Annotated in this window: 18 protein-coding genes; 15 read left to right on the top strand and 3 right to left on the bottom strand. The window is 52.4% G+C overall.

Features of this window, described 5'->3' with window-relative positions:
* The first annotated feature begins 239 nt into the window (after positions 1–239).
* From ACI1P1_RS09210 to ACI1P1_RS09180, 7 genes are read left to right on the top strand one after another with little or no spacing between them, the layout of a single operon-like run.
* Positions 240–1,205 (top strand): hypothetical protein, encoded by a 966-nt coding sequence (locus ACI1P1_RS09210; protein ID WP_416216079.1) that lies wholly within the window; start codon positions 240–242, stop codon positions 1,203–1,205.
* Between the two features lie 2 nt (positions 1,206–1,207).
* On the top strand, positions 1,208–2,110 hold the full coding sequence (locus tag ACI1P1_RS09205; RefSeq protein WP_416216078.1) for a sugar phosphate isomerase/epimerase family protein: 903 nt from the start codon (positions 1,208–1,210) through the stop codon (positions 2,108–2,110).
* Positions 2,111–2,141: 31 nt separating this feature from the next.
* Positions 2,142–3,713: a class I adenylate-forming enzyme family protein gene (locus tag ACI1P1_RS09200; RefSeq protein WP_416216077.1), complete on the top strand. Its 1,572-nt coding sequence runs from the start codon at positions 2,142–2,144 to the stop codon at positions 3,711–3,713.
* A gap of 10 nt (positions 3,714–3,723) precedes the next feature.
* Complete coding sequence (locus tag ACI1P1_RS09195) at positions 3,724–3,948, top strand: acyl carrier protein (protein ID WP_416216076.1); 225 nt, start codon at positions 3,724–3,726, stop codon at positions 3,946–3,948.
* Complete coding sequence (locus ACI1P1_RS09190) at positions 3,941–5,113, top strand: AMP-binding protein (RefSeq protein WP_416216075.1); 1,173 nt, start codon at positions 3,941–3,943, stop codon at positions 5,111–5,113. Before ACI1P1_RS09195 ends, ACI1P1_RS09190 begins: the two co-directional genes overlap by 8 nt.
* A 6-nt stretch (positions 5,114–5,119) precedes the next feature.
* Positions 5,120–6,106 carry a hypothetical protein gene (locus ACI1P1_RS09185; RefSeq protein ID WP_416216074.1) on the top strand — a complete coding sequence of 329 codons (987 nt, stop codon included), beginning with the start codon at positions 5,120–5,122 and terminating at the stop codon, positions 6,104–6,106.
* Positions 6,099–6,686 (top strand): hypothetical protein, encoded by a 588-nt coding sequence (locus tag ACI1P1_RS09180; RefSeq protein WP_416216073.1) that lies wholly within the window; start codon positions 6,099–6,101, stop codon positions 6,684–6,686. The genes ACI1P1_RS09185 and ACI1P1_RS09180 overlap by 8 nt, the downstream gene beginning before the upstream one ends.
* Positions 6,687–7,102: 416 nt before the next feature.
* On the opposite strand, the gene tnpA is transcribed toward ACI1P1_RS09180, so the two are convergent.
* A complete protein-coding gene (tnpA, locus tag ACI1P1_RS09175; RefSeq protein ID WP_416216072.1) occupies positions 7,103–7,243 on the bottom strand; it encodes an IS66 family insertion sequence element accessory protein TnpA in 141 nt (46 codons plus the stop codon).
* Between the two features lie 109 nt (positions 7,244–7,352).
* On the bottom strand, positions 7,353–9,683 hold the full coding sequence (locus tag ACI1P1_RS09170; protein ID WP_416216071.1) for a helix-turn-helix domain-containing protein: 2,331 nt from the start codon (positions 9,681–9,683) through the stop codon (positions 7,353–7,355).
* Positions 9,684–9,895: 212 nt separating this feature from the next.
* Here ACI1P1_RS09170 and ACI1P1_RS09165 point away from each other — a divergent pair, with 212 nt between their 5' ends.
* The 7 genes from ACI1P1_RS09165 to ACI1P1_RS09135 all read left to right on the top strand — a co-directional run bounded on the left by ACI1P1_RS09165 (position 9,896) and on the right by ACI1P1_RS09135 (position 16,744).
* Positions 9,896–10,720 (top strand): endonuclease/exonuclease/phosphatase family protein, encoded by an 825-nt coding sequence (locus tag ACI1P1_RS09165; RefSeq protein WP_416216070.1) that lies wholly within the window; start codon positions 9,896–9,898, stop codon positions 10,718–10,720.
* A 106-nt stretch (positions 10,721–10,826) separates the two neighbouring features.
* Positions 10,827–11,762: an ABC transporter permease gene (locus tag ACI1P1_RS09160; RefSeq protein WP_258525441.1), complete on the top strand. Its 936-nt coding sequence runs from the start codon at positions 10,827–10,829 to the stop codon at positions 11,760–11,762.
* A gap of 13 nt (positions 11,763–11,775) precedes the next feature.
* Positions 11,776–12,648, top strand: coding sequence for a carbohydrate ABC transporter permease (locus tag ACI1P1_RS09155; RefSeq protein ID WP_416216069.1), 873 nt, complete (start codon positions 11,776–11,778; stop codon positions 12,646–12,648).
* 55 nt (positions 12,649–12,703) lie between these two features.
* Positions 12,704–14,275, top strand: coding sequence for an extracellular solute-binding protein (locus tag ACI1P1_RS09150; protein WP_416216068.1), 1,572 nt, complete (start codon positions 12,704–12,706; stop codon positions 14,273–14,275).
* A gap of 48 nt (positions 14,276–14,323) precedes the next feature.
* Entirely contained in the window at positions 14,324–15,274 is a 951-nt protein-coding gene (locus ACI1P1_RS09145) for an MTP-1 family protein (RefSeq protein WP_416216067.1), read from the top strand.
* 17 nt (positions 15,275–15,291) lie between these two features.
* Entirely contained in the window at positions 15,292–15,984 is a 693-nt protein-coding gene (locus ACI1P1_RS09140; protein ID WP_416216066.1) for an MgtC/SapB family protein, read from the top strand.
* Positions 15,985–15,997: 13 nt separating this feature from the next.
* Positions 15,998–16,744, top strand: coding sequence for a Cof-type HAD-IIB family hydrolase (locus ACI1P1_RS09135; RefSeq protein ID WP_416216065.1), 747 nt, complete (start codon positions 15,998–16,000; stop codon positions 16,742–16,744).
* Between the two features lie 105 nt (positions 16,745–16,849).
* Here ACI1P1_RS09135 and ACI1P1_RS09130 read toward each other — a convergent pair whose 3' ends face one another.
* Positions 16,850–17,011 carry a hypothetical protein gene (locus tag ACI1P1_RS09130; protein WP_416216064.1) on the bottom strand — a complete coding sequence of 54 codons (162 nt, stop codon included), beginning with the start codon at positions 17,009–17,011 and terminating at the stop codon, positions 16,850–16,852.
* Between the two features lie 196 nt (positions 17,012–17,207).
* On the opposite strand from ACI1P1_RS09130, the gene ACI1P1_RS09125 reads away from it, so the two are divergent.
* Positions 17,208–17,516, top strand: coding sequence for a carbohydrate-binding protein (locus ACI1P1_RS09125; protein WP_416216063.1), 309 nt, complete (start codon positions 17,208–17,210; stop codon positions 17,514–17,516).
* The last annotated feature ends 204 nt before the right edge of the window (positions 17,517–17,720 follow it).

Below are 17,720 nucleotides of genomic sequence, written 5' to 3'. Positions count from 1 at the left end.
ACGGGAGGGATAGGTCGTAAAAGTTTTCCGTAAGGAAAACTGGCTTCGGAAGCATACGCTTTGAGGGCGAGTTTTTTGGCGGCTTTGACACCTTAATAATCTAATCCAATCAAAGCCGACAAAACGTGTTTGAGCTTCCAAGCCAAGCCTATCCCGGTAGTGAATGTTGCCAGTGAATATTTATTCATTAAAACCACTCCGTCGGACAGACTCCTGGGAACGTATAGGAGGTGTATAGAATGGGAGAAGCCGCAGAAATAGCTTATAAGCCCCAGTTCCATCTGATTCAGCTGGCGCCTATGGAATGTATCGCGTCCTGCGTCATGACAGCTCTGGGTATGAAGGGCCGGGTGCCCGAATGGTACCTTCTGGATTATTGGAATATTAACTATTTCTTCAAGGTGCTGGTTTCCAGCAAAAAAAGCATGAACCTGAAAAATCTCAAGACCATTTACGGAGTAGAGGTGGCCTTCCGCAAAACTACCCCCGAAGAGCTTACTCACCGTTTTGCCGACGGAGGATTGGCATTATTGGACTGCAAAGCCTCCAGGCTGCCGTTCTTTCCAAGCTCCATGCTAAGTTATGACGACTCGGGCTTTACCCACTCCATTCTGCTGTGCGGCTTCCGGGAGGAGGACAGATGCTTTCTTGTAGCCGACCCGGTAGCCGGATATGAGGGCTGGGTGCCGGAGGAGATCCTCTTGCAGGCAGGCGTTTACAAAGGGCAGCTCTATGTGCACATGCTGCATTTCTATGAACCCTCCCCTAAGCATACAAATCAGGAGCTGTTTTTGTATGCGGCCCGGAACAACCGGGATTATTTCGAAACGGAGGAAACCCGAAGCGGCCGCAATGCGCTACTTTCCTTTACCAAGGATATTGCTGTGCTGCTGCAGGCGAACCCCTCCAGGCTTCCGGACTGGATCGGACAAAATATTTTGACGGTGACCTCCATCATTACCATGAGAAAGAAGGTATGGGAGGCCTTGAAGCGGCTTCACGTTATACCGGAGAAAGACGAACAGAACGTCTCCGGCTTATTCGACGATGTCGTGAAGCAATGGACCCGGTTTAACTATCTCCTTGTGAAGCTGAAAATCAACCCGCTTCCAAATCTGCTTGATTCACTTGTGGCTAAAAATGAGGACATTATCCAATCGGAACGTACATTCCTATACCGTTTGTCAGAGCTGGGAGGAAAATAGTGATGAACTGCTATCTGTGTACCATTTCATTCCGGCACGAGCTGGCCGGCTTTGGCGATCTGATCCGTTTTGCCAAGGATACGGGCTATCAGGGAATTGAGCTGTGGGGGGTTCATGCCCGCTCTATGGCGCAAGCCTCCCGGGAACGCGCGGCAGCTCTTGTGGAGGAGCTGTATGCCTGCGGGCTGTCCATTAACATGATCAGCGATTACCTGCGGGTAGCTGAAGGCGGCCCTACGCAGGAGGCCGTCCGGTGTGCGGAGGAGGCTGATAGGAAGGAATTGGACCGTAAGCTTGATGAATGGCTGCAATTGGGACTATTGTTCCGGACGCGTCATATTCGGGTGTTTGCGGGAGGCAAGGCCAGCGCCGCAGCACCGGAGGAGTATAAGGAGCGCACCTGCCGGATGCTTCAGCGGGCAGCGGAAGGGCTTATGAAGGAGGATATGGTTCTGGTCGTTGAGACCCATCCCGATACCTTAGCGGATACGCTGGAGTCCACCGAATGGCTGCTGCAGAAGGTAGATATGCCGAATATGAGAGTTAACCTGGATATTCTGCATCTCTGGGAGAGCGGCACACCGCCCTTGGAGGCTTATGACGCCTTGCAGGATGACGTGTATCATCTCCATCTGAAGAATATTACGGCAGCGTCCTATCTGCCGGTATTTGAGCCGAATAATGTGTATTCCCCCTTTGGCTCCCGGCAGGGAATTGTGGCATTAGGGGAAGGGGCCATCTCCTATAAGCCGCTGCTTCGACACTTGTCGGAGCTCCAAGTTGGTCATGGGCTATCCATGGAATGGTTTGGGGAACGGCCGTTTTATTATTTGAAGGAAGAACGGGAATGGTTGCGAGAGCTTGAACGAACACCTGCATATGACGGAATGAGAGCTTCTGAATGACAGCAGGAACGGGAGAGGGATGAGCTTAGCTATGGACAGGAAATGGGGCTCATGGTTCAGAGAAACTGCCAGAAGCGGCAGAGGGGTCTGGTATTCGGAGGGAGGCAAGCTTATCCGGATGGATTATTCGGATATGTATGCTGGAGCCCTTGCTTTATCCGAAATTCTGCAGGAGGAGCGGGATTGCACCGGGACCTTTCTGGCCGTTATCTGGATGGAGCAGTCTCCCGGCTATTTGCAAGCCTTAATGGCGGTTCTCCTGGCAGGCGGAATTGCTGTACCCGTACATCCGCGGGCAACCAAGGAGGAAGTCCGGGAGCTGTGCCGGTTTCTGGAGGCGGAGCTGGCCATTGTCCCGGGTGAACGCATTTCCGCGTTCAACCGCAGCGATACCCTGGATGGGAACGTATCTTATCCCGCAGCCGTTATGGACGGGGAATGCGGAATTGTGCAGCGTCTCCATCCAAACGGCCTGCGTTCCGTGCATACGCGGAGCTACTCGCCTCCGCCGGAGGCCTCGGTTATCTTCATGTCCTCGGGTTCTACTGGCAAACCCAAGGGAATCATGCTCAGCGACTGCAACATGCTGTCCAATGTCCGGTCCATTCAGGACTATATTCGTCTCACGGCCGATGACCGTGTCCTTCTCACCAAGTCCTTCGGGTACAGCTCGACCATTACCGGTGAATGGCTGCTGGCGTTGGATAGGGGGGCGGATCTGTTCTTGTTCGACGGCGTCCTGCATCCGCTGGAGCTGATTCGCCTGGTCAAGGCCCACGGGATTACCTTTCTGTGCACAGTGCCTTCTGCTGTTGTCCCATGGATGAAATCCTCCCTATGGAAAAAAGAGGATCTGGCCACTCTGGAGAGGATGATTATCGTAGGCGGAGCGGTACCGCCGGATACGCTCCTTGAACTGAAACAACGTATTCCCTGGGTGGATATTATGCCATCCTATGGTCTTACGGAGGCTTCTCCGCGGGTTTCTTATCTGCCAGCTGAAGAGCTGTGGTTAAGGCCGGGTTCGGCAGGGATTCCGGTGCCGGGGGTTGAGATTACGGTGCGTAGGCCGGATGGCGGGGAGGCTGACCCGGAAGAGCAGGGGGAAATCTTTGTCTCCGGGCCTAACGTGATGCTTGGTTACTACAATATGCCTGAACGTACAAGGGAGACATTGACTCCGCAGGGCTTGCGGACCCGGGACCTGGGCTGCAAGGATCGGGAGGGTTTCCTGTATGTGGCAGGCCGTGGCGATACCGCACTGAATGCAGGAGGCCATACGGTTTATCCGGAACAAATTGAAGCTGTGCTAGCCACACATCCTGCTGTCGGAAGTGTTGGGGTTACCTCCTACACGGCGGAGGAGGGGGAACGCCTGGTTGCCTTTATTGAACAGGCGGGCGGAAGTGCCGTTGAGGCAGGGGAGCTCTGTGAGGAGCTGTCTGCTTACGTACGCAGCACAATGAGTCCTATGTACCGTCCCAAGGAAATTCGCATCGTCTCCGGCTTGCCCATTACCAATTCCGGCAAACTGGACCGAGCTGCACTACGAATCTGGGCCATGGAGTGTGAGAGGATTGTGTCCGAAGGTGGAATCCGTTGAAGAACCGATTATGGAACTATTATCAGCCATCAGCAAGCTCCCCCGGGAGAAAATTACGGTGGATAGCCGTCTGACCCTTGACCTGGGGTTGGACTCCATCCAGTTTATGGAGCTCCTGGCATCGTTGGAAGACCGTTTTCCTATTAGACTGGAGGTGGAGGATATCCGTCCTGAGCTGTTTTTCTCTGTGGGGACGGTGCTGGAATTTGTACAGGAGAGACTGAAGGATGATTGACCAGGCTGAACCAAAACTTCAGGAGCTGGCAGCCGTGCTTCTTCAGAAGCATCCCTTCTATAAGAATTACTGCAGCGGGTCAGCGGACTTTATGTCGCTTCCTCTTATGGACAAACGCATGATGAACCGGCACCGGGAGCTGTTTGTGCCAGCAGCTTCAGATCCCGATGTAGTAGAGTCCTACACCTCCGGCAGCACCGGAGAACCCTTCCGCTGTCTCAAAACGAGAAGCGAGCTGATGGCCCTATCCCTGGCTATTCAAAGAAAGCGAATGAGTTGGGGGCTGCCGCTTCGCTACCACAGTGTACTGGTTGGAAACTCCGCAGGCATACATCCCAAGATGCTTGCCAAGTATGCTCAGGAAATCGTCAGGACCTCTCCTGACATGATACAGGGAAGAAGCTCCATTCTGGCCGAGCTGGTGGGCCACTTCCAGGAGCGGAGGCTGGCTATCCCCTCAAATCTGCGCTTTGTGCAAAGCTGGGGTGAGCATATTTATGATTCCGACCGCCGTGTTATTGAGGAGGCCTTCGGGGTTCCACTGGTGGACTACTACGGCATGGAAGAGCTGTGGATGATTGCATTCACCAACAGGGAGGGGAAGCTGGAGGTGGACCAGGAGCATGTGTACGTGGAAGCGGTGGACCCGGACAATGGACATCCGGTGCTCCCCTGTGAATACGGCGAGCTTGTGGTCACCTCTCTGGTGCTGAAGCACATGCCTTTTGTCCGGTACCGGACAGGGGATATGGGAAGGCTAATCCGCGACGAAAAGAAGGGTTCGTTAACCCTTGAGCTGCTGCCGTTCCGGGGCTCCCAAATCAGGCTTCCCGGCAGAGTGCTGAGCCCTTCGGTGCTCCGATATCTGGACCGCTTCTATAAGCAGCTGTCTGAAGAGATCGGCATGCGCCAGTACCAGATGGTTCAGGAGGATTACACCTCCTTTCGGCTTCGGCTGGTAGCCGCACATCTGGATGAGGATAAGCGGCGGGAAATCGGAGAGAAGCTGGCACTTCAGCTTAAGCAGTGCCTGCTTGTAGATAAGCTGGACCTTCAAGTGGAAGCGGTCAGTCAAATTCCTCCACACCCCATAAGCGGCAAGCGTCATCCTTTTATATGTTTAATCGGGGAGCCGGCAATGGTTTCACCACATGAGGAGGCTTAAAGGGACATGATCCAAGCTCTGGAATTGAGAATACCCAAGAAGTACCATCATGGTAATCAGGTGCTGCAATGCTATGAGACACTGGTCAGCGCTTTTTACGCATCGGTGGACATTCCCTACCAGTGGTTGTTTTCCGACAGCTGGTCCTTTTATTATTTTTCGCCCATTGGTCTGTTTACCAACTCCTCACCCATCCGCTACCCGTTGCAGGATAGCATCGACAAGATTTTGAAGAAGCCCCAGACCACTTACACCAATCAGGATCTGATCGATCTGCTTACAATCAAACGCGGCCCGGACCGTTGTCTTATTGTGGTTATTGACGGCTGGTACATTCCCTGGTCGGCCAGCCACAGGAAGACACGTGAACCCCACTTCATTGTTGCCACTGACTATGATGCTGCCACCAATCAGATCTATCTGGTGGACTTGTTTCCTACGGAATTCGTAGGCTGGTTTGATTTTAACACCTTCAACGCTTCGTTCATTTCCAATGGCAAACACGCCTTTGAACTGGAGAAACCGGATGAATTCGTACCGCCCGCCGGTCTTGCGGCCAGCCAGGTGGAGAAATGTGTATCCAGAATCCGTGGAACGAAGGACGGGGAGGTTCCGACAGGCATTTATGGAATTATCCAGTTTATGAAGGATATGCTGGAGCTTCGGGAATATGGGGCGTTTTATGTGGATTCGTGGTACAAGCAATTGAAGAGCTTGACCGATTCCCGGCTTATGTTCATCGAATTTTTGACCTTTATCCAGCAGGACAAACGGAGCCCCCACTATGGGATGGATGCCTCAGAATTAAACCTTCTATTCGATAAGACCATCAGTGCATGGAATACACTGCGGAACCATCTTATGCTGACCAAGATTAAGACCCAGTATGATCCGGCAAAGTTTGAGGATAAGCTGCGTCTGATCATTGATCTGGAGGGGCAATGTGCCGATGAGATGGAGAGACTGGTTGGGAGGATGAGGCAGCTTGACTAAAGCAGCTGGCATTTGCGTTTATCACGTTGATCTAACCCCCTATTTCAATTGGAAAATTGTAAACTGGCCACCTCTCGATATGGACATCAGGATGGACCAAAGCTTCTCCAGTCTGCCCGGTCCCGTCCTGCCCAACGGGGTGCCGGTGGAGCTTAACCGGGTTTCATTCCAGTTTCCGGTAACGGATGCTGGCCGCGAGGATGTGGTCTGCTGTGAGGAGCAGACGATTCATCTTGATCCGGCGGACGGGTATGGAAGGCTTTCGGTATTGGGATTGGCTGTTAACGGCAGCTTTAGCGAGGAGATGACGGTTACTTATACGGATGGAAGCTCGGAGCAAAAAAGACTGTACCTGTTGGACTGGTACGACCATGATAAGTTTCCGAACAACGAGTATCCCTATGGAGAGCAGCTGGCTATTCTCATGCCCTATCACCACCGGCAGGATATCCTTATGGAGCAGTCCACCGCTGTTTGGCAATATGCCGTTAACCTTCGGCGAGACCAGCCTGTCCAAAGCATACGGCTGCCGGATAATCCGTTTATGTACATTTTTGCAATAAGCCTTTACGATGAATAAACCCAATCCATAATGGACATTGGCAAACGGTATGCAAAGGGAGAGGCTATTCCTCCGTCACCTTCGTGACTTTTGGAATAGCCTCTTGTTGATTATCCGTATTTGTAGAACCGGCTGGCTGCTTCAGAATTTACGTGATCTGGTGGATGGACCAAACAATGCCGCTGCTTGCGCCGCCGCCCAGATTAAGGGTTAGGGTTAATCCGTCGGCATCATAAAACAGTCCGATGACATCCCCGGCGTTCAAGGTAACATCTCCCGCTAAGGTGACGGCCGCGCTGCCTAATATTGATCTTAGGGTTAACAGCGTCACACTGACGTTAAGGATGGGCAACAGCCCGTTGATTAAACAGACAGGTGGTGGTGTTTACGTTCTCCGTGAGCGTAACCGAGCGAAAAAACGGTGAGGTCTTCCCTTAACGTTGGGCTTTGTACAGCCAGTATTTCAATTGATGCACTGTGAGATTCTGGGCTTCGCACCAGACTTTCATCGTTAACCCGCTGGCTTGATCGGCGGCAATTCGTTCGGTCCATTGGTTTTGTAACGAGCTTTCCATAAACAGAATCCACCCTTTCGCGACGAGATATGCAGGATGATGGATCTCGTTGGAAGGTGGGTTATTAGGTTTGACGCTTACGATCTACGGGAAACTGAAGCGAGACAACTCACTCTCCTGACAAATCCCTTTCGCTGCCGATGATTCGTTTTAGAGCGGCTTGCTCCCGGTACATGGAGGGGGTGACGCCATATTTCTTTTTGAACAGGGTAGTGAAGTAGGAAACATTGTACATGCCCACCGATTCGCTGATCCTGAACGCCGTTTCCTCGGTAGTCAGGAGCAGATCTCGAGCTTTCTCCAGGCGGGTATGGCTCAGATATTCGCTGAAGGACATGCCCATCGTGCTCTTGAACAGCTTGCCCAGGTAGCTGGAGGACAGGCCTGCGAATTGGGAAACCGTCTCCAGCGACAGATTAGCTTCGGCATAATGGTCATGGACATATGCCTGGACCGTTTCAATTACACTGTTATGCTTCTGGGCATTGAGCCACTGGCTTTTCTCCCGGATCAAGCTGCGGATGCCGAAGCAGAACTCCTGAATAATCCCCGTAATCTCCTCCAGACTCTCCGCCGCTTCAATGGCGGCCGCCGCATCCAGATATTTGTTAAAGAAGGAAGCCTCATTGGTTCCCAGGTATTCAAAATGCTTATACTGCGACAGGAGAAGCTGCAGGCAATAGGTGACAGCCTGATTGCAGGTTGCCGCCGAAACATGCCGGACAAAATGCTCCACCTGCTCTTGGATGTCCTCCGGCTTTCCCGACTGGATCAGCTCGGTCAGTTTTTTCTCGGCGGCAGTGGGATAGTTCAGCACCGTCATGAAATGGGAGCGGATTTCCCCCTGATCGAGAATGGATTCCTTTCCGTAAATCATCCGGTACTTGACATACTGCAGCGCGGAGGAATAGGAATACTGGATATTTCTCCGTCCGCTGAACCGGTCCCCGATGCCGGCGGAAACCGTCAATTTGAAGTAGCGGCTCATGAAATGCTGGACAGACCGCAGGGCATCCTTCAGCCCGGCCGGAAGCTCGCCGGAGCTGCTCTGGATGACGGCAACCGATTCATTCTCTTCCGTAATCAGAATGTCGGAAGCGCCGTAGTGCTCCAGAATTTCCTTGGCAATATTGCAGAGGGCAAACCGGAGCAAGGACTGCTCGGTGCCGCTCCGGTCTGCCATTCCGCTCATATCGTCCATTTTAAACACCACGGTGTAAAAATAAGGTCCGGTCAGTTGTTTGTCAATCATGGCGATGATTTCCTCCGGCGCGTCCATGTTCCGGGTGCTGCCCTTCAGCAGCGCCTGCAAATAATGCTCCCGGAGCGTCCGCGCGGAACGGTTGATCACAAACTGCATGGAGCGTTCATTTTCCTCCAGGGAAAGGAACATCTCTGTCAGCACCTGATACTCGTCAATGACCGGGGAGGATGAGGGCGCCGACCGGGGCTTTACAAGATCAAACAGGGAGGACATGGGCTTATACATATTCCTTGTCAGCAGGATGGAAAGCAGGAATCCGGCCAGAACCAACCCCGCGGCCGTAATCAGAGTGACCGTCCGCAGCTCGCGGATGTTGGAGATCATCTTCTTGTAGGGAGTGACGCTGACAAAATACCAATTCATCGAGGCGGATTTTACATAAGTAACCAGATGCCTTTCGTTTTCGATGGTGGTTTGGAAGCTGTGCTCGGGTTTGTTCTCCAGAAGAATCTGCTGGATATACCGCTGGGCGGAAAGATCCTTCATAAACAGATTGGAATCGGTATGGGACAGCACACGCCCCTCCTGATTCATAACAAACACATTGTTCATGGAGTTTCCCTTGTCAATTTTGTTGATGGTATTCAGAATGGTATTCTCTTCCACATTGATATAGATCAGTGGATTGGCCGAGGAACGCAGCGAATAATCGGGAAAAAGCAGAAAGGTCAGAAGCTTGACCGGTTGATTGTTGTTGATGCCGCTGGCGGTCAGCTCCCGAGGATAGAACTCCATATACTGCTTGGCGCTGATTCCGTAAAGGGACTTGTCAAAAGGCAAGCCTGACGTATCCACATTGGTTCCTGTGGAAGGACGGTAGAGGCCGATGCTGTACAAGGAGGGATAGGCGTTTTTGATCTGGGCAAGCTGCCTGAAAACCGAATAATTTTGCGTTTTGTCTTCTTGGGCGGCATTCAGAAAGGAAATCATCTGGGGTTCGGTGATCAGGGCGTTGCCGATGGTCATGACCTGATTGTACACCACATCGGAGGCATAGCTGATTTGGGCCAGCATGATTTTGGAGTTGCGGTCAATTTCCTTCACGGCGCTGTTGGAAAAGAGGGAAAACAGCACAGTCGAAAGCACGCTCAAGGTAAGCAGAACGAGCAGGAAATAAGAAATGGCCAGCTTTTGAAAGCTTTTGTAGCGGATCAGGCGGCCCAGGATGCGTCTCATGGCGGTTTTCCTCCCACTTGCTGCTGGAATGGTACTTATACTATAGGGCATATTCACTAAAACCGATACCCGATTGCCGAAAAATGAAAGCGATTCCCCCATTTTGAAACCCCTTGGCCACAATCTGAAGGGGAAAGCCGGTTTTTAAAATAGACAGTCCCGGAGGCGCCGCCTATGATGAGGGGGAACTGCGATAAACCGGAGGGATAAACATGAATGCAGGCGCTTTGCAGGTAAAGCTGATGACCTTTAACATCCGCAACCCTTCAGGCTTGGGAGATGCGGGCTGGGATAAACGCAGGAGGCTGGCCGTCCGGGCCATCCGCTCCTTCGGACCTGATCTGGCAGGGCTGCAGGAGGGATATGAAAGCCAGATTCAAGACCTTCTTGCCGGGCTGGGCCCTTCCTATCAATCCATTGGCGTATCCCGCTACGGGAATACGGAGGATGAATACAACAACATTCTGTATCGTGCGGACAAATATCAGGTATTGGAATGGGGGCAATTCTGGCTCAGCGATACGCCGGATACCGCAGGCAGCAAGAGCCGCAGCGAAGCCAAATATCCGCGAATCTGTACCTGGGCCCAATTTGCGCTGCTTAATGATACTTCAGCCCCCGCCTTCTATTACTTTAATACGCATCTTGGGCTGGCGGAGGAGGCCAAGGTCCAAGGGGTCCATGTCATCCTGGAGAGGATCGGCCAGATTGTCTCCTCCCCGCAGATTCCGGTTTTTCTTGGCGGCGATTTCAATCTGGAGGAAACCCATCCTTTATTCAGGCGAATCGAAGGCACCGGCTTGCAGGATACCTGGACCGGCGCAGGCCGCCCCTTTGACGGGGACGGAACCGTCCACCACTTTGAAGGCTCCCCCGATAAGGAGCATATTGATTGGATATTTCAGAGAAATGCCCTTGGAATCCGTTCCATCGAAATCAACCGGTATCACCAACAGGGGAAGTACCCCTCCGACCATTATCCGGTGCAGCTGGTTATCGATATTCCCGCGCCCTGCAAGCTGGCAGCCGCATTATGAAAGCAAAAGCCGGGATTTGAAATATACAAAAGGCTTGGAGATGCCGTAAAGTTAGCTTCACAGCGAACAACACGGCTGCACGACATTTGAATGGGAGGACTTGAGCGTGAATACACATCTTCGCCGGAGGAAGGGGCTTTTATCCGATATCCTGAAAAATCCAACATCGTATGTGCTGGTGTTCCCGGCCATGCTGTACACCTTTATTTTCGGATATATGACCTATCCCTACATGATGATTGCCTTTCAGCGGTTCAATTACAAAAAAGGAATATGGAACAGTGAATGGGTGGGGTTGAAGAACTTCGAATTTTTCTTCCGCTCCAACAAAGCCTTTACTGTTACCTTCAATACCATATTTCTGAATATGCTTTTTATCTTCTTCGGCACGTTGACGGCACTGACCATCGCGCTGGTCCTGAATGAGCTGCGCAAGAAGCTTTTTGTGAAGCTCAGCCAATCGATTATGCTTTTTCCCAACTTTATCTCCTGGATTGTTATCAGCTATGTGCTGTACGCGTTTTTTTCCATGGATATGGGGATTGTCAACCAACTACTGGTCAAGCTCCATCTGGACGCCGTTAACTGGTATACCCAGCCTGGGGTGTGGCCGGTGATTCTGACTGTGATGCATGTGTGGAAAGGAGCGGGAATGAGCGCCGTGATCTATCTGGCCACCATCACCGGGATTGATGATACCTTGTATGAGGCGGCGCAGATCGACGGGGCAAATCGCTGGCAGATGTGCTTGCGGATTACCATCCCGCTGATGATGCCTACCGTGGTGATTCTGATGCTGCTGTCCATCGGCAAGATTATGTATGGGGATTTCGGAATGATTTACGCGTTGGTGGGAGATAACGGCACTCTCTATCCCACAACGGATATCATTGACACCTATGTATTCCGCTCCTTGAGGCAGGTCGGCGATCCTTCGGAGGCCATGGCTGTGGGATTGTTCCAATCCGCAGTCGGTTTCATCTTGGTCTTCGGCACCAACTGGATCACCCGCACGTTCTTCAAGGACGGCGCCCTTTATTGAAGGAGGAATGAAAGTGAGAAAGCTTTCCGTCAGCAGAGCAGTCATGTATGTATGCGTTGCCGTTTATTCGGCCTTATGCCTTCTTCCCATGCTTCTTGTCCTGATAATTTCCATAACGGACGAGGATGCCATTTTGCGCAACGGATACAGCCTTTTTCCGGAGAACTTTTCCTTATATGCATACCAGGTCATTTTTACCGGCGGATCACAGGTAATGCGCAGTTATCTGATCTCCATTTTTGTCACCCTTGCGGGGACAGTAGCGGCGGTTCTGATTACGGCTATGGCCGGCTACACGCTGGCCAATAAAAGTGTGCGGTACCGCAATGGGCTGGCCCTTTATTTTTTCATCACCATGATCTTCAGCGCGGGCATTGTTCCGTGGTACTTAATGAACCGTTCCCTGGGGCTTACCAACAATATTCTGGCGCTGATCATTCCTTCCCTTCTGTTCAGTCCGTTTAATCTGTTTCTGGTGCGCAATTTTATGGGGGGCGTTCCCGATTCCCTGCGGGAATCCGCTACCATCGACGGGGCCAATGATCTGGCGATTGCCTTCCGGATTTACTTTCCCCTCAGCACGCCGGTTCTGGCCACCATTGCCCTTTTTTACGGGCTGGATTATTGGAACAACTGGTGGAACGCCATTATGCTCATTGACGACAAGAGTCTGTACCCACTGCAATTTATGCTGCTGCGGCTGAAATCCGAGATCAGTATGCTGAACGAAATGACCATGCTGGCCGGAGCGGATGATGTTACCCTTCCGGCGGAATCGGTGAAAATGGCTACTGCTGTAGTTACCATCGGTCCCATCGTCTTCTTTTACCCCTATTTGCAAAAGTATTTTGTGAAGGGCCTTGTAATCGGTTCGGTAAAAGGTTGATATAATATAAATCCCATTCGGGTTTATATATAGATGAGAAAAGGAGTCGATCCACATGAGAAAAAGCTTCACTCTTGCCCTTGCCGGTCTTCTTGCAGCCAGCTCCATTGCCGGATGCAGCGCGAAAACATCCGACAAGGTCCAGGAGGGGACGGCCCAGCCGTCATCCGCTGCAAATTCAAACGGCGCCACCGCAAAACCGGCCCAGCCGGTCAAGCTGAAGTACATTGCGCCCGGCACAGAGCCCAAGGATTACAAGGAAGTCATGGCTGCCATTAACAAGAAGCTGCAGGCGGACGGGCTGAATATTGAGCTGGAGAAGGTGTATATTCCCAGCGACGCCTGGGATCAGAAGCTTAATCTGATGCTTTCCACCGGCGAGGATTTCGACCTGTTTCATATTATGCAGGACCGCACCCCCTTCTCCAGCTACTACAACCGCGGCGCCTTGGCCGATATTACCGGAGCCATTGAGAAATACGGGAAGAATCTGAAAAAGCATATTCCGGATGACATTTTCGACGGGGCCCAAATTAATGGCAAGTATTATGCCGTACCCTCTTATTGGGTGGAGATGGCCAGCGAGGGAGAATTCAACATCCGCCGGGATATTCTGAAGCAGAACAACCTGAAGGAACCCACCACTCCGGATGAGCTGATCAGTGTCTCGGAAATCGTCATGAAGAACTGGAAGGGAAGCACCAAGCCGTATTTTACCACCAAGGCGGACTTTGATCCGGTCAGCCTGCATACCACGATTTTGCACCGGACCTATGATACGTTTCCGTTTACAGTCAAGGACAAGTTTTTCTATGTGAATCAAAACGGTACAGTGAAATCGTGGATTGAGACGGAGGAGTTTAAGAAGGATGCGGAATTCCTGCGCAAGCTGTACACCAAAGGCATTACCAATCCGGATATTCTCGTCCTGAAGCAGGAGCAGGTCAAGGCCCAGCTTGACAACGGGGACTGGTTTATCAATCTTGGCACAGGCGGCAGCTTAAGCGCATTGAAGAAGAATAATCCCGATGCCACCGTGAACGATATCGGAGTCGTCTGGTTTAACCCGGAGAAGGTATATTTGCGGCCGCTGACTTTCAAGAACGGCAATGCCGTGCCGGTGAACAGCAAACATCCGGAGGAGGCTATCCAGCTTATGGACTGGATTTTGGCCAGCCAGGAGAATTACGACCTGTTCCAGTATGGGATTGAAGGCAAGCATTATACCAAGGACGGGGACAAGGGCATGAAGGCCATCAATGATCCGGCCAACAACAATAAACCCGGCTACAAGGGATCAGAATCCCAAAACGGCAATGTGAACTTCATGCGCTTCGATCTGGAGAACAGCATTCCCGAGAATAACAAGGTTCTGTATGAGGCCAATACCAAGGCCGTGAACAGCATCGCCGCCAACTTTGTATTTGATCCCACCAGCGTGCGGACAGAATACACCAATATCGCCTCGGAAGCCGCAGCCAGCATTGTTCCCATTTACATGGGGGTTCTGGAATATGACAAAGCCTTCCCGGCTGCCCTTGATAAGATGAAGAAGGCGGGGCTTGACAAGGTAGTGGCCGAATACCAGCGGCAATTCAAGGAGTATCAGGCCACACAAGGGAAATAAGGCCGGGCCGGAACAGGCTGGAAATATCACATACGGGAGTGAACAGAAATGAGTCTGCTTGAACGAAGAGCTGCATTTGAGCTGAACAAACATATTTATGAAAGTGCGCTGCTTGCCTTCCGCGGTGTGGATGGTTTTGATGTCTATAATTGCTCTATTCCTTTTCAGTGGAACGGCAAACGCTTTTTGTTTGGAAGGGTGGAGCGCCGTGAGGAGTGGGCCCGGTCCTGGGTGCGTCTGTTTGAGGAAACGGGCAAGGATGAATGGACGCTGGTGCCGGACAGCATGATTTATACCCTGGAGGACCCTTTTGTCAGCATCATCAATCATGAGGTTGTTCTTGGCGGAACCAGTGTCCAGTATGAGGCGGGAAAAGTCAGCACCTATTTCGGATATTTCTTCCGCGGTCCGGATTTGCAGGATTTAAGATATTTTGCCACTGGACCCAGGAAGATGAAGGACATCCGCCTGGTGCAGCTGGCCGACGGGCGGATCGGGGTCTTCTCCCGGCCGCGGGGGGAGGAGGTGAAGGGGAAGTACGGAAGCGAATCCATGATCGGCTTTACGGTGATCAACAGCCTGGATGAGCTGACATCGGAGACAATTGCCCAAGCTCCATACATCTCCGACATTTTTGGCCATGGCGAATGGGGTGGAGTCAACCAGGCTTACCTGCTGGACAGTGGTAACATTGGAATTATTGGTCATATTTGCTACAGGGACCGGGATGAGGACGGCGGCGAGCTGAAGGTGTATATGAATATGTCCTTGGTATTCGATCCGCAGACACGGTTGGCAAAAGACCTGCGCCTGATTGGAACCCGCACCTGCTATCCCCCCGGACCGGCCAAAAAGCCGAATCTGGCGGATTGCGCGTTTACCTCCGGCATTGTTATGCGGGCGGACGGCAAGGCCGATCTTTACAGCGGCATCGGAGATTGCCAAACGGGAAGGCTCACCATCGACTATCCGTTTGCGGGACATGGAAAGATCGTGTAAGGCAGGTGAAGGAGCTAATGGCCGGTCTTGGTGTATGGCAAATTGACTATATGGAAATCAGCATCCGCATTGGGATGGCTCTCCTGGTTGGTGGTCTTGTGGGATTGGAGCGGGAGCGGGGGCAGCATCACGCCGGGTTCCGCACCCATATTCTGGTCTGCCTGGGCTCTACGCTTATCACCCTGATCTCCATCTACGGGTTTAGCCAGTTTGTCGATGAACCCAGTGTGCGGATGGACCCTGGCCGCATTGCTGCGCAGATTATCAGCGGGATTGGCTTTTTGGGGGCAGGCACCATCATGCGCAACGGCAATGCCATCTCTGGCCTGACCACCGCCGCCTCCCTGTGGGTGGTGGCCGCTATGGGCATCGCCGTCGGGGCAGGGTTTTATTACGGGGCATTGCTTACCCTCGTCTGCGTGCTGGTCAGCCTCCTGGTATTGCCCAGGCTGGAGAAGCGGCTGTTCGCCTCCAACAAAACAGAAGCCTACACGGTCACCCTTGCGAAGGAAGGAAATCCGGGAATCTTTCTGGACTTTTTCCGGGATGAGGGAGTCCGTGTCAAATCCCTGAAGATGAACATGCTGGAGGAGGGCACGGTGCAGCTTCATTTCATCCTGTCCAATAAACAGACGGAATGGAAGCAGCGGATCTCGAAGCTGGCGGTTCGCGCCGACTCCCATGTGCGGCACGCGGAAATTAAGATGTAGTGGAGTGGTTATATTGTCAGCGTACAAGCTGCTTGCTCTTGATATGGATGGAACGGTGCTGAATGCCGCCCATGAAATTACCGACACCACCTGCCAATGGATCGGGCAGGCCGTCGCAAGCGGAATCACCGTCATGTTCGCCACAGGCCGGGAGGTTCAGAGCATTGAGGGGTATATCCGCAAGCTGGGTCTGAACTCCCCGTTGGTAACCCTTAACGGCAGCGAGGTATGGTCTGCTCCGGGGAAAATTATGATGCGGCATGTGCTTCAGGATGAGTGGGTAGCCGAGCTTTATGCTTTGGCCTCCGGGCGGCATTGCCGGTATTGGGCCTATACGGTGAATGACGTGTTTACTACCCGAAACTGGCCCGGGCATGTGCGCCGCCCCGCTGATGATCCGTGGCTGAAGTTCGGTCTTCATTCGGATGATCCTGCCGTGCTTGCGCAAATCCGGGACATTCTGGCCGAAACAGGCCGGTATGAGCTGACCAACTCCAGTCCGCGCAATATTGAGGTGAACCCGCTGGGGATCAATAAAGCCAACGGCCTGCGGGAGGTATGCCGCTTGCTTGACATCCGCATGGAGGAGGTGGCGGCCTGCGGCGACAGCCTGAATGATCTGGAAATGCTCCGGGCGGCAGGACTGGGCATCGCCATGGGCAATGCCCAGGAGGCAGTAAAGCAGGCTGCCGACGCCGTAACCGGCACCAATGAAGAGGATGGGGTGGCCCAGGCCATCCGTACTTATCTCCTGAACTGAAATAACTGGCGGCAGCGGGAAGCCTGGAGAATGGCATCAGGAAAAACAGGGGGACAGGTGAAAAGTGGCTTGTCTCCTTGTTTTTCAATCATTAACCACCAAAGCTCAGACTAAATTCAAACCTTCTGTTCCATTCAGGTCAAGCAAAAGGCCGATGAGCTGGTGCTCCAGTACCAGACCCAGGGGCACAGCGTGCTTCAGTTCCAACTGGCGGAAGGGGGATAATCCCATCCTGCTGTATGTGAAGGATTCCGCCGGATACACCACCACCTACACCCTGCGCATCTACTAGGAATCCGGAGAGGCGGCTGGACGCAGAGGTCCACCAATTCGCCGTTTAACGGTCCGACGGCTTCGGTCTCCTCCTATAAATCTATCTCTCCGGAAAATCTGACGCAAAATCAACTGTTCAAATTCAAGCTAGCGGCGGGTCGGACGGTTGCCTCCCCGTCGGATGTGCTGGATGCCTTTCTATGCCTCGCCCGGCATCTATGACACCAGGATCGGCAACGAGCCCAAGGATGCCTATACCCGGATCGAAGCGGGGGAATATGACGCCTTCTCGGTTGTCCATGCGGAAGGAAACAATTTGGGCGGCTCCCTCTCCGGGTCATGGGCATTCTACTCCAATGTTCAATTTGGAGAGATCGGTGCGGAAGCGGTGTGTTCTCCGACGCCGACTGCATCGATGTATCTTCCGCAAGCGGGGATACCCAGGCTCCAACAGTCTGGCATTGCGATCGATCTCCTTGATGACGCTGGCAGAGAATAGGGAGAACAGCACGCCGGACAGCAAGCTTATGGAAATAAGGATGAGGACAAAATAAGAGATCACGATTTTCTTGAATGCTTTATATCGGATGAGTCGGCTTAAAGTGCCCTTCATGAATGAATTCCTCCCATTGTTTGACGAAAGCCCTTGTTGCCCAATTTGTTTCACTATGCTTAAAAGTGAAAGCGAATGCCGGATTTTGAA

This window comes from Paenibacillus mesotrionivorans, assembly GCF_046098205.1.
GTDB classification, from domain to species: domain Bacteria; phylum Bacillota; class Bacilli; order Paenibacillales; family NBRC-103111; genus Paenibacillus_AR; species Paenibacillus_AR mesotrionivorans.
This window is presented reverse-complemented; position numbering and strand designations above follow the sequence as displayed.